Origin of the sequence: Methylobacterium organophilum (assembly GCF_022179465.1) — a bacterium.
Taxonomy (GTDB): Bacteria; Pseudomonadota; Alphaproteobacteria; order Rhizobiales; family Beijerinckiaceae; genus Methylobacterium; species Methylobacterium organophilum.
Genome location: NZ_BPQV01000012.1, coordinates 74,044 through 86,259, shown reverse-complemented (window position 1 = coordinate 86,259; position 12,216 = coordinate 74,044). Strand labels below are relative to the sequence as shown.

General features: G+C 70.9%; 11 protein-coding genes. 4 read left to right on the top strand and 7 right to left on the bottom strand.

Going from position 1 to position 12,216, the window contains the following annotated elements; translation table 11 throughout:
- The first annotated feature begins 84 nt into the window (after positions 1–84).
- Positions 85–1,707, top strand: coding sequence for an ABC-F family ATP-binding cassette domain-containing protein (locus MFF21_RS18680; RefSeq protein ID WP_238312857.1), 1,623 nt, complete (start codon positions 85–87; stop codon positions 1,705–1,707).
- A 36-nt stretch (positions 1,708–1,743) separates the two neighbouring features.
- Here the strand turns inward: MFF21_RS18680 and MFF21_RS18675 are convergent, their stop codons facing one another.
- From MFF21_RS18675 to MFF21_RS18650, 6 genes are all read right to left on the bottom strand, one after another.
- Entirely contained in the window at positions 1,744–2,262 is a 519-nt protein-coding gene (locus MFF21_RS18675; protein ID WP_238312855.1) for a hypothetical protein, read from the bottom strand.
- A 151-nt stretch (positions 2,263–2,413) separates the two neighbouring features.
- Positions 2,414–3,313, bottom strand: a complete 900-nt coding sequence (locus MFF21_RS18670) for a sigma-70 family RNA polymerase sigma factor (RefSeq protein ID WP_238312853.1) — start codon at positions 3,311–3,313, stop codon at positions 2,414–2,416.
- Positions 3,303–3,770, bottom strand: coding sequence for a carboxymuconolactone decarboxylase family protein (locus MFF21_RS18665; RefSeq protein ID WP_238312850.1), 468 nt, complete (start codon positions 3,768–3,770; stop codon positions 3,303–3,305). Before MFF21_RS18665 ends, MFF21_RS18670 begins: the two co-directional genes overlap by 11 nt.
- Before the next feature lie 123 nt (positions 3,771–3,893).
- Entirely contained in the window at positions 3,894–4,682 is a 789-nt protein-coding gene (locus MFF21_RS18660) for a VOC family protein (RefSeq protein WP_238312848.1), read from the bottom strand.
- 58 nt (positions 4,683–4,740) lie between these two features.
- A complete protein-coding gene (gene trpE, locus MFF21_RS18655) occupies positions 4,741–6,261 on the bottom strand; it encodes an anthranilate synthase component I (RefSeq protein ID WP_238312846.1) in 1,521 nt (506 codons plus the stop codon).
- Between the two features lie 10 nt (positions 6,262–6,271).
- Positions 6,272–8,179 (bottom strand): peptidylprolyl isomerase, encoded by a 1,908-nt coding sequence (locus MFF21_RS18650; RefSeq protein WP_238312845.1) that lies wholly within the window; start codon positions 8,177–8,179, stop codon positions 6,272–6,274.
- Positions 8,180–8,433: 254 nt separating this feature from the next.
- On the opposite strand from MFF21_RS18650, the gene tpiA reads away from it, so the two are divergent.
- Positions 8,434–9,195: a triose-phosphate isomerase gene (gene tpiA, locus MFF21_RS18645; protein ID WP_238312843.1), complete on the top strand. Its 762-nt coding sequence runs from the start codon at positions 8,434–8,436 to the stop codon at positions 9,193–9,195.
- A gap of 223 nt (positions 9,196–9,418) precedes the next feature.
- Here the strand turns inward: tpiA and MFF21_RS18640 are convergent, their stop codons facing one another.
- Entirely contained in the window at positions 9,419–9,616 is a 198-nt protein-coding gene (locus MFF21_RS18640; protein ID WP_238312841.1) for a hypothetical protein, read from the bottom strand.
- A 299-nt stretch (positions 9,617–9,915) separates the two neighbouring features.
- Between MFF21_RS18640 and secG the strand changes: the two genes are divergently transcribed.
- Positions 9,916–10,356, top strand: coding sequence for a preprotein translocase subunit SecG (gene secG, locus MFF21_RS18635; protein ID WP_238312838.1), 441 nt, complete (start codon positions 9,916–9,918; stop codon positions 10,354–10,356).
- Between the two features lie 195 nt (positions 10,357–10,551).
- A complete protein-coding gene (gene pyrG, locus MFF21_RS18630; RefSeq protein WP_238312836.1) occupies positions 10,552–12,180 on the top strand; it encodes a CTP synthase in 1,629 nt (542 codons plus the stop codon).
- Positions 12,181–12,216: the final 36 nt, after the last annotated feature.

The following is a 12,216-nucleotide window of genomic DNA, read 5'->3' as shown; positions in this document are numbered from 1 at the left end:
GGCAGCCCGGCGCGGGCTCGCCTTCCGCTCGCGCCGCCCATGCCGTAAGGCCCCGGTCCAGACCTCCCGGGACAATGCGGACGCATGATACGCCTCGAAAAGATCGGCAAGCAGAACGGCCGGCAGCTCGTCTTCGTCGAGGCCACCGCGTCCCTGCAGAAGGGCGAGAAGGCCGGGCTCGTCGGCCCCAACGGCGCCGGCAAGACCACCCTGTTCCGGATGATGACGGGCCAGGAGCAGCCCGACGAGGGCCAGGTCGCCAGCGATCGCGGCATCACCATCGGCTATTTCAGCCAGGATGTCGGCGAGATGTCCGGCCGCTCCGTGGTCGCGGAGGTGATGGACGGCGCCGGCCCCGTCAGCGTGGTCGCGGCCGAGCTCAAGGAGATCGAGCAGGCGCTCGCCGATCCCGACCGGGCCGACGAGATGGAGGCGCTGATCGAGCGCTACGGCGAGGTCCAGGCCCGCTTCGAGGAGCTCGGCGGCTACGCCCTCGAAGGCCGCGCCTACGAGGTGCTCGCCGGCCTCGGCTTCTCCCAGGAGATGATGGACGGCGATGTCGGCCGCCTCTCGGGCGGCTGGAAGATGCGCGTGGCGCTCGCCCGCATCCTGCTGATGCGCCCCGACGTGATGCTGCTCGACGAGCCGTCGAACCATCTCGACCTCGAGAGCCTGATCTGGCTGGAAGACTTCCTCAAGGGCTATGACGGCGCGTTGATGATGACCTCGCACGACCGCGAGTTCATGAACCGCATCGTCACCAAGATCATCGAGATCGATAGCGGCCAGCTCACCACCTATTCGGGCGACTACGCCTTCTACGAGCAGCAGCGGGCGCTCGCGGACACGCAGCAGCAGGCGCAGTTCGAGCGCCAGCAGGCGATGCTGGCCAAGGAGATCAAGTTCATCGAGCGCTTCAAGGCGCGCGCCTCCCACGCGGCGCAGGTTCAGAGCCGGGTGAAGAAGCTCGACAAGATCGAGCGGGTCGAGCCGCCCCGCCGCCGGCAGACGGTCGCCTTCGAGTTCCAGCCCGCGCCGCGCTCCGGCGACGACGTCGCCATGCTGAAGGGCGTGCACAAACGCTACGGCAGCCGCGTGATCTACGAGGGGCTCGATTTCTCGATCCGGCGCAAGGAGCGCTGGTGCGTGATGGGCGTGAACGGCGCCGGCAAGTCGACCCTGCTCAAGCTCGTCACCGGCACGGCCGAACCCGATACCGGCAGCGTGACGATCGGGGGCAGCGTGAAGCTCGGCTATTTCGCCCAGCACGCCATGGACCTGCTCGACGGCGACCTGACCATCTTCGAGGACCTGGAATCGAGCTTCCCCCAGGCCGGGCAGGGCTCGCTGCGGGCGCTCGCCGGCTGCTTCGGCTTCTCCGGCGACGACGTGGAGAAACGCTGCCGCGTGCTCTCCGGCGGCGAGAAGGCGCGCCTGGTGATGGCCAAGATGCTGTTCGACCCGCCGAACTTTCTCGTGCTCGACGAGCCGACCAACCACCTCGACATCGTCACGAAGCAGATGCTGATCGGGGCGCTGGCGCAGTTCGAGGGGACGATGCTGTTCGTCTCCCACGACCGGCACTTCCTGGCCGCGCTCTCGAACCGCCTGCTGGAGCTGACGCCCGACGGCATCCACCAGTATGGCGGCGGCTACACCGAATACGTCGCCCGCACCGGCCAGGAGGCCCCGGGGCTCAGGAGCTGAGGCCCGAGGCCGGCGTCGCGCGGAAGCGGAGGGCGCCTATTCCTCGTCCTGCGGGTCAGCGGCGTCGTGATCCGGCGCCTCCTCCTCTTCATCGCCCGGCGCGTCGGGGGCGATCGGCCCCTTGCGGGCGGTGTAGAAGTCGCCGTTGCGAACGGCCTCGCCGCCGGACACCATCATGCTGAGATAGGTGTTGAGCGTGGCCGGCGCGACGTCGTGAAGCCGCCGCTGGATGTCGGCCTGCGAATATCCCTGCGGGCCGGCCTCCTCGAGCAGGACCTTGAGGCGGCCCTTCGCGGAATTGGCCCGCGGGCCGCGGCTGCCGCGGCCGGAGGAGGCCCGGGCAGCCGGCGCCCGGCCGGGCGCGGGCGCGCCGTCGAAGCCTCCGGCGAAGCTCACATCACCCTCGGCAACGCCCTCGACCAGAGCAGCCAGGGACTTTTCCGCCTGACGCAGCTTGCCGAGTTCGGTCGCGACGCGGTCATACTCGCTCTGCAACTCGTTCAGGCGCTGCCGGACATCGGCGAGAGCGCGCGCGAGCGTATCGTCTTGCATCATTCCTCAGCGAAACCGTGGCAGCGACGGGAAGAGGCTTGAGCCACAACAAGTCTGGCCCGTCAACGGCGATCGCCTGGTCCTGTTTCGTGTCGAGGCGGCCCGCGGCTCACTCTGGTTTTTCCGGCTTTCTCTCGTCGTCAGCGTCACGAGGTCATCCGAGCACGAGGCCGTTTTCAGTCTTCTGCGGGCCGATGAGGCGGGCCACGTGACCCAGCTTGTCCGGATTGCGGGTGATCAGCACGAGGCGGATCACGCCGTCCTCGACCACGAGGGCCGTGGTCTGGAGCACGCCGTCGCGCTCCTCCGAGATGTAGCCCGGCCATCCGTCGATACGGGCGGGCCGCAGGAAGCGGCCGGGCGTCTTCAATTTGCGGTGCAGCCCCGCATAGAGCCGGAGGGTGCGCTCGCGCCCCACGATCGGGTTGAGGAAGGCCAGGACCTTGCCGCCGCCATCCGCGCGCAGGACGACGTCCTTCGCCAGCATCGCCCGCAGGGTCGCGACGTCGCCGCTGCTCGTCGCCGCGAAGAAGGCCCGGGCGAGCCGCTCGCCCTCCTCGGGGGCCAGGGCGTAGCGGGGACGACCGGCCCGGACATGCTTGCGCGCCCGCGCAGCGAGCTGGCGGACCGCCACCCCGTCGCGCTCCAGGGTGACGGCCACCTCAGCGAGCGGCACACCGAACACGTCGTGCAACAGGAAGGCCGCCCGCTCCAGCGGCGAGAGCCGCTCGAGCGCCAGCATCAGGGGCAAGGTCAGGTCCTCCGCCGGATCCTCGGGCGACTCCTCGATCAACGGCTCCGGCAACCAGGCGCCGACATAGGTCTCCCGCCGCGCTCGGGCGGACTTCATCACGTCGAGGCAGAGCCGGGTGACGATGCGCGTCAGGTAGGCCATGGGCGCGGCGACGGCGTCGCGGTCGGCCTGCCGCCAGCGCAGCCAGGCATTCTGGACCACGTCCTCGGCCTCGGCGAGGGAGCCGAGCATGCGATAGGCGAGGCGGATCAGCCGCGGCCGCTCCGCCTCGAAGATCGCCGTTCCGGCGTCAGGCGGCATGGCGCGAGAGGTCGTGGGCGTGTTCCGCCCGCAGGCCGACCTGCAACCGGTTCCACAGATTGATCGCCCCGATCTGCAGGGTGAGCTGCACCAGCTCCGCCTCCGTGAACTGGGCCTTCGCCAGGGCGAAATCCGCGTCCGGCGCACCGGTCTCGGTGAGACGCGTGAGCGCCTCCGTCCAGGCGAGGGCGGCGCGCTCCCGCTCCGAATAGAGCGTGGAGTCCCGCCAGGCGTCGAGGAGATAGAGGCGGAGCTCGCTCTCGCCGTGCTTGCGGGCATCGGTGGCGTGCATGGCGATGCAGAAGGCACAGCCGTTGATCTGCGAGGCGCGCAGCTTGACGAGCTCGAGCAGGGCCGTCTCCAGGCCGCCCGCGCGGATGGCGGCCTCCACTTGCATCATGGCCTTCAGGGGATCGGGGGCGAGGGCGAACGGGTCGGCGATGCGGGCAGTGGTCATGGTGTCTCTCCGGGTTGTCCTGTCGGATCCGCCGGAAAGACGAGGGGGAGCGGCCGGATGTGACATGGGCGGAGAAAAAACGTCGTCCTGCCGCCGGTGGCGGCGCAGGACGACGCCTCGGCGCTAGGCGCCGGCCCGCGGCCCGACCACGGCGAAGTTCGCGCCCTGCGGGTCGGCGGCCTGGACGATCCACATGCCCCCGGGCACCTCCATCGGGCCGTTGAGGATGGCGCCGCCATGCGCGCGGATCCGCCCGGCCGCGGCCTCGATCTCCTCGGCGACGATGTAATAGAGCCAGAACGGCGCGGGCGGGCTCGACAGGCTCATCATGCCGCCGGTGGCCATGCCCTCGGCGGGCGCGTCCGGCGCATGGAAGAGCTGGTAGATGCCCATCGGGCCGATCGCGATGGCCTGCCCCTTGGTCCAGCCGAACAGGGCCTCGTAGAAGGCGAAGGCCGCCGGCCAATCCGTCGCGTAGAGCTCGTGCCAGCCGAACAGGCCCGGCGTGCCGGGCACGGGCCTGGGCGGCGGGGCGCCGTTCCCGCGAAAGAGCACCAGCGTGGCGCCCTGCGGATCGGCGATCACCGCGAAGCGGCCGATCTCGGGGATGTCGTCGGGCGCGCGCACCACCTGCCCGCCGAGGCGCTCGGCCTCCGCGGCCTTGGCATCGACATCGGCCACGGCGACGTAGCCGATCCAGCCGGGGCGGCAACCTTCCGCCTGCATCGCCTCGGGCATCGCCATGATCCCGGCGAGGCGGTGCTCGCCGAGGCAGGCGAGGGTGTAGCGCATGGCCGGATGGCCGGCATCGACCAGGCTCCAGCCCGCGACCTTGCCGTAGAAGACCTCCGCCGCCTTCGGGTCGGGGGTCATCAGCTCGTACCAGACGAAGCTGCCTTCACGGTTCGCCATCGCATCCTCCCCGCGCCGTGGCCATCCGGGGAGGCAGTCTAGCCGAGGACGGAGCGCGCTACTGCCCCCGCTTCGCCCGGCTCGCGAACTGCACCGCATCCTCGGCCGCGCGGAACAGGGCCTTGGCCTTGTTCACGCATTCCTGCTGCTCGGAATGCGGATCGGAATCGTAGACGATGCCGGCACCCGCCTGCACATGCATGCGGCCATCCTTCACCAGGGCCGTGCGCAGCACGATGCAGGTGTCCATCTCACCCCGGGCGCCGAAATAGCCGATGCAGCCGCCATAGGGGCCGCGCTTCTCGCGCTCCAGCTCGTCGATGATCTCCATGGCCCGCACCTTCGGCGCGCCGGAGACGGTGCCTGCGGGAAAGCCGGCGGCAAGCGCCGAAAGGTTGTCCTGGGCCGGATCCAGATCGCCCTCGACGTTCGAGACGATGTGCATGACCTGGGAATAGTATTCGAGGAAGAAGGAATCCGTGACGCGCACGCTGCCGATCCGCGAGACGCGGCCGACATCGTTGCGGCCGAGATCGAGCAGCATCAGGTGCTCGGAGCGCTCCTTCGGATCGGCGAGCAGCTCGTCGGCCAGCGCCCGGTCCTCGGCCGGCGTGGCGCCGCGGCGGCGCGTCCCGGCGATCGGACGGATCGTGACCTTGCCGTCGCGGACGCGGACGAGGATTTCGGGGGAGGAGCAGACGAGCTGGAAGGCTTCGAAGTCGAGGTAGCAGAGGAAGGGGGCCGGATTGGTCCGCCGGAGGGAGCGGTAGAGCGCGAGGGCGGGCAGCGGGAAGGGCGCCTCGAAGCGCTGGGACAGCACGACCTGGAAGATATCCCCCGCGACGATATACTCTTTTGCCCGCGCGACCATGTCGAGGAAGGCGGCCGGATCGGTGTTCGAGACCGGCGCCGGCATGGTCAGGCCGCTGGCCTCGATCCGCGCCTCGATGGGCAACGGCCCCTCCAGCGCCTCGGAGGCTTTCTCCAGGCGCTCCGAAGCCGCCTCGTAGGCGGCTCTGGCGGAGACGCCCTCCATCGGGCGGACCGGCGTGACCACGGTGAGCACATCCGCCACCGCGTCGAACACCACCATCACCCGAGGACGCACCAGGATCGCGTCCGGCACGCCGAGGGGATCCGGGTTCGGCGCCCCCAGGCGCTCCATGGCCCGGACCATGTCGTAGCCGAGATAACCGAACAGGCCCGCGGCCATGGGCGGCAGGTCGGCGGCGGCCCCCTCCGCGCCGACCGCGCTCTCGGCGATCAGCGCCCGCAGGGACTCGAGCGGCGCCCGCGCGTCGGGCACGAAATCGGACAGGCCGGGATCGCGGGCGATCTCCGGCTGGCCGTCCCGACAGCGCCAGACGAGGTCGGGATCGAGGCCGATCATCGAGTAGCGGCCGCGCACGGCCCCGCCCTCGACGGATTCGAGCAGGAAGGCCGGCCCGGCATGGCCCGCCTTCAGCTTGAGGAAGGCGGCGACCGGCGTCTCCAGGTCCGCGACCAGGGTGAGGCTGAGGAGGCTCGCCCGGCCATCCGCGTAGGCGCCGGCGAAGGCGTCGAAATCCGGCTCGCGCATCGGTCCCGGGTCAGTATTCGCCGCCGAGCGCGCGGCGCAGGGCGGTCTGGTTCACGTTGACGCCGGCGCTCTTCTGAACGGCGGCGATGTACTCGTTGAGCACGTCGTCCTGCAGGGCGGTGCGGAAGTTCTTGGTGACCTGCCCGTCGGAGGGCGAGCCCGCCGTGAAGGCCGGCACCGTCGCCGCGCTCACCTTGAACACGGCGCGGTTGTCGCCGGAGGGGGCGGAGGCGGCCTTGCCCACGGGGGTGGCGAAGATGCGCTCGATCACGTCGTTGCCGAGCTCGTCCCGCGGCTGGTTGCGGGCGAGGTCGGAGACGGTCTTGGGCTGCGCGCCGGTGCCCTCGGCCACGGCCTCGATGGTCTCGCCCTTGTCGAGCCGCTCGGTCAGCTCCCGGCCCTTGGCCGCGAGGCGCTTGGTCACCTCCGCCGCCTTCCAGGCCGCGACCACCTCGTCGCGCACCGCGTCGAGGGGCTTGTCGTGGGCTGGCTCGATCTTGGCGACGTCGTACCAGACGTAGCCGCCGTTCTTGGTGCGCAGGGCCTCGCTGTCGCTGCCCATCTCGGAGCGGAAGGCCGCCTGCAGGGTGGTGTCCCTGTCCGGGATGCCCTCGACCGCCTTGCCGGACGGATCCTTGCCCGTGGCGTCGACCGCGGGGATCTCGACGAGGGGGAGGGTCTGCTCCTTGGCGATGTCGGCGAGCGACTTGGCGCCGGCCCGGGCATCCTCGATCGCGTCGTGCACGGTCTCGACGCTGTCGCGGGCGCGCTGCAGGGCGAGGGTCTTGCGGATCTCGTCCTTCGTCTCCTCGAAGGGCTTCACCGTCTCGGGCTGGATCGCGGTGACGCGCAGCAGCACGGTGCCGAAGCGGCCCTTCACCGGCTGGCTCACCGCGTTCTCCGGCAGCGCGAAGGCGGCCTCGGCGACGGCCGGGTCGAACAGCTCGGCCTTGGTCATGGTGCCGAGCGTCAGCTCCTTCGGGTCGATGCCGCGGGCGCCGGCCACCGCCTCGAAGGGCTGCTCGCCGCTCTCGATCTTGCGCCGCGCCTCCTGGGCGGCGGCCTCGTCCGGGAAGGTGATCTGCTGGATCGTGCGGCGCTCCGGGCTGCCGTAGCGGGTGCGGTTCGCGTCGTAGGCCTTGCGCAGCTCCTCGTCGGTAATCGCCTCCGCCTTGGTCTTGGCCAGGGCATCGGGATCGAGCACGAGCAGGGTCAGCGCCCGGGTCTCGGGGGCGCGGTAATCGGCCTTGGCGCCCTCGTAGTAGCTCTTGACCTCGTCCTCGGAGGGGGCGGGGATCTCGCCGGCGGCGGAGGGCGGCAGCACCAGCACGGCGGCGGCGCGGCGCTCGGTCGCGTAGCGGTGCACCGCCTCGCGCAGGGCCTGGGGCACGGGCATCTCCGCCACCACCGCGTCGGCGAGCTGGAGGCGGGCGCCGACCGCGCGCTGCTCGCGCACGAACATCGCCTCGTTGATGCCGGCCCGCTGCAGCGCCTGGTAGAAGGTCAGGGCGTCGAACTCGCCGTTGGCGCCCTTGAAGGCCTGCTCCTCCTTGATCGCCCGCAGCACCGCCGCATCCGACACGGCAAGGCCGAGATCGGAGGTCTTCTGGTCGAGGGCGGCCTCCGTGATGAGCTGGGTGAGCACCTGCCGCTCGATGCCGAGCGCCCGGGCCTGGTCGGGGGTCAGCGCGCGCTTGAGCTGCTGCTGGTAGCGGTTGACCTGCTGCTGATAGGCGGTGCGCACGGCCTCGGCCGAGATCGGCGTCTTGCCGACGGTGGCCACCGCCGTGCTGGAGCCGCCGCGGAAGAACTCCTCCACGCCGAAGATCGCCACGCCCGCGATGAGGAACGTGAAGATCACGGTGAGCACGATCTTGCCGAGCCAGTGCTGGCTGGCGGTGCGCATGGATTGGAGCATCGGGGGCCCGGTTCGTTGCCTCTTGCGAGCCCCCGCGCACCATGGGCGCGCCGAGGGCGTCGTCTTTTGCGACCCGCGATAGACCATCCGGCCTGCCGCGGAAAGCCTGCCGCCCCGCTCCGCCCCGGCGACTGACGATTAGGGCCCAAGTGTCTGCACGGGCTGGCCCTCCGGCCAGGGGGGCGTTTGCGCGCCCAAGCTCGCTCTGTTACCTCGGCCGGGCAAAAACAGCAGGTCCGGGAGACGGAAACACGATGGCGAGCGAGGGACGGCGTCCGCTGGTAGCCGGCAACTGGAAGATGAACGGCCTGCGTTCCTCGGTCGCGACGGTGGAAGCCCTGCGCGCGGGCCTGTCCCCGGCGCTGCTCGACCGGATCGACGTGCTGATCTGCCCGCCCTCGACCCTGATCGCCTCCTGCGTCGCCGCCGCCTACGGCTCGCCCATCGCCATCGGCGGCCAGAACCTGCATGCCAAGCCGAGCGGCGCCTTCACCGGCTCGATCTCGGCGGAGATGCTGGCCGATCTTGGGGCGCGCTACGTCATCGTCGGCCATTCCGAGCGGCGCGCCTATCATTACGAGACCGATGACGGCGTGCATGCCAAGGCGCTCGCCGCCCGCCGGGCCGGCCTGTGCGGCATCATCTGCGTCGGCGAGACCATGGAGGAGCGCCAGCAGGGCCGGGCGCTCGACATCGTGCGGGCACAGCTCGCCATCGGCATCCCGAAGGGCGCCACCGCCGCGGATACGGTGATCGCCTACGAGCCGGTCTGGGCGATCGGCTCCGGCCGCACCCCGACCCCGAGCGAGATCGCCGAGGTCCACGCCTCGTTGCGTGAGATGCTCGACAAGATGGTGGGAGCCGAGGCGCACAAGATGCGCATCCTCTACGGCGGCTCGGTGAAGCCCTCCAACGCCCGCGAGCTGATGGCGGTGGCCAATGTCGACGGCGCCCTGGTGGGCGGCGCGAGCCTCGTCGCCGAGGATTTCCTGGGGATCTGCAACGCCTACGCGTGAGGGCTGAGGGTTTCCGAGGCGGAGCGGGTCGTTCGCCGCCTTTCCTCCCCACCGGGGGAGGGGGCCCGCGAAGCGGACGGAAGGGGCGGCGCCGGGATCCCCGACCCAAGTGCCGTGCCGCCCCCGCCACCGCGCGACCCGCGGCCCCCTCGCCCCGAGGCGAGGAGAGCCCGACTCGAACCGCAACGATCGTCCCGACGCCGCGCCGGGCCTCGCGAAAGAATCAGACCACGGCGGTGAAGCCCGCGCCGTTCGTGCCGGGGCCGAGGGCGCTGGGTTCGGGCTCGTCGGCGGTGAAGCCGGCCAGCCAGTCCGCGCTGTCCTGCGACCCGGCGCGGTAGGGGTCGTCCTGATAGGTCAGGCCCGCCGCCTTGGCGGCGCGGCCCTCCTCGAACTTTTCCTGTGAGATCACGGCACTCATGGGCGTTGCCTCCGGTTGCCCCGCGCCGAACCAACGCCGCGAGGCGGCGTTGCGTGCCCGGCACGCAGGCACGAGACGCGATCACGGCTGCGTGCCCGGGACGGGACCCGCGATCGGCAGGCCCCGGGAACCGGCGGCGCGGCGCGCGCGCCGGCCGCGCACTGGCGCCGGTTGGCGTAGGCCCCCATTTGCTGTAGGAGCCCGCCCATCGTGCGGTGGATGTTCGCGAGCATCTGCCGCCTCACGCGTTTCTCGAAGGCCAAGGCCGCGCCCCCGCGGAGCGGCCGCCCGGATCACCGATGCAGACCGTCCTGATCGTCGTCCACCTGATCATCGTGCTGGCGCTGATCGCCGTCGTGCTGCTTCAGCGCTCCGAGGGCGGCCTCGGCCTCGGCGGTGGCGGTGGCGGCGTCTCGGGCTTCATGACCGGCCGCGGCCAGGCCAACGCGCTCACCCGCGCCACGGCCATCCTCGCCGCCCTGTTCTTCGCCACCAGCATCACGCTGGCGATCCTGGCCCATCGCAGCGGCCAGCCGCGCTCGATCCTCGACGGCGCCGGCACGACGCAGCCCGCCCCGCAGCAGCCCCAAGACGCCAATTCGCTCCTCGACACCCTGCGCAAGCAGGGCGGCGGCGAGGGCGCCCCGGCGAGCCCGGCCCCGCAGGCGCCCGCAGCCCCGCCGCAGAGCGCGCCGGCCCCGGCGACCCCGGCCGTGCCCGACGCGCCGCAGTCGCGCTGATCCCGCACGCCGATCCCGGCGACCGGCTTTCCGGCCGCCGGTCCCTTCGGGGGCCCTCTGCGCCCGGCGCATGCCGGTGCGGACCGGCCCCGAAACCTTGAGACAGCCCCGCGGCTTGGCCCCGCATCGCCGCTCGCGACGCGGGGGCCTTCGCGGTTTGTCGAATCGCTCAACCCCCTTTATGGACGAAGGCCCATGACGCGGTACGTCTTCATCACCGGCGGCGTGGTTTCCTCGCTGGGCAAGGGCCTGGCTGCGGCGGCGCTGGCCGCCCTCCTGCAGGCCCGGGGCTACAAGGTCCGCCTGCGCAAGCTCGACCCCTATCTGAACGTCGATCCGGGCACGATGAGCCCGACCCAGCACGGCGAGGTCTTCGTCACCGACGACGGCGCCGAGACCGACCTCGACCTCGGCCATTACGAGCGCTTCACCGGCGTGCCGGCGAGCAAGTCCGACAACATCACCACCGGCCGGATCTACCAGGACATCATCACCAAGGAGCGGCGCGGCGACTATCTCGGCGCCACCATCCAGGTGATCCCGCACGTCACCAACGCCATCAAGGCCTTCGTGCTCGACGGCAACGAGGGCTTCGACTTCGTGCTGGTCGAGATCGGCGGCACGGTGGGCGATATCGAGGGCCTGCCCTTCTTCGAGGCGATCCGCCAGATCGGCCAGGAGAGCCCGCGGGGCACCTGCGCCTACCTGCACCTGACGCTGCTGCCCTACATCCCCTCCGCGGGCGAACTGAAGACCAAGCCGACCCAGCATTCCGTGAAGGAGCTGCGCTCCATCGGCATCCAGCCCGACCTCCTGCTCTGCCGCTGCGACCGGCCGATCCCGGCCGACGAGCGGCGCAAGCTCGGCCTGTTCTGCAACGTGCGGGAGAGCGCGGTGATCGAGGCCCTGGACGTCGCCTCGATCTACGACGTGCCGCTCTCCTACCGGGAGGCGGGGCTCGACCGCGAGGTGCTCGACCATTTCGGCCTGGCCCCCAACGCGGAGCCGGAGCTCGGCCGCTGGCGGACCATCTCCGAGCGGGTGAAGAACCCCGAGGGCGAGGTCACCATCGCCATCGTCGGCAAGTACACGGGGCTGAAGGACGCCTACAAGTCGCTCACCGAGGCGCTGACCCATGGCGGCATCGCCAACAACGTGCGCGTCAAGCTCGAATGGATCGAGTCCGAGGTGTTCGAGCGCGAGGACCCGGCCCCGTTCCTCGAGGGCCTGCACGGCATCCTCGTGCCCGGCGGCTTCGGCCAGCGCGGCGCCGAGGGCAAGATCCGGGCGGCTCGCTACGCCCGCGAGCGCAACATCCCCTATTTCGGCATCTGCTTCGGCATGCAGATGGCGGTGATCGAGGCGGCGCGCTCGCTGGCCGGGATCGAGGCGGCCAATTCCACCGAATTCGGCGACACGCCCGAGCCGGTGGTCGGCCTGCTCACCGAGTGGATGAAGGGCAACGAGCTGGAGCGGCGCGCGGCGGAGGGCGATCTCGGCGGCACCATGCGGCTCGGCGCCTACCGCGCGAGCCTCAAGGAGGGCACGAAGATCGCCCAGATCTACGGCGGCACCGAGATCTCCGAGCGGCACCGCCACCGCTACGAGGTCAACATGGCCTATCGCGAATGCCTGGAGGCCAAGGGCCTGCGCTTCTCCGGCACCTCGCCGGACGGGCTCCTGCCGGAGACGGTGGAGCACGAGAACCATCCCTGGTTCATCGGCGTGCAGTTCCATCCGGAGCTGAAGTCGCGCCCCTTCGAGCCGCACCCGCTCTTCAAGAGCTTCATCGCCGCGGCGGTGGTCCAGAGCCGGCTGGTCTGAGGGGGATCACGCCCCGACGCGCGGGATCCCGGGCCG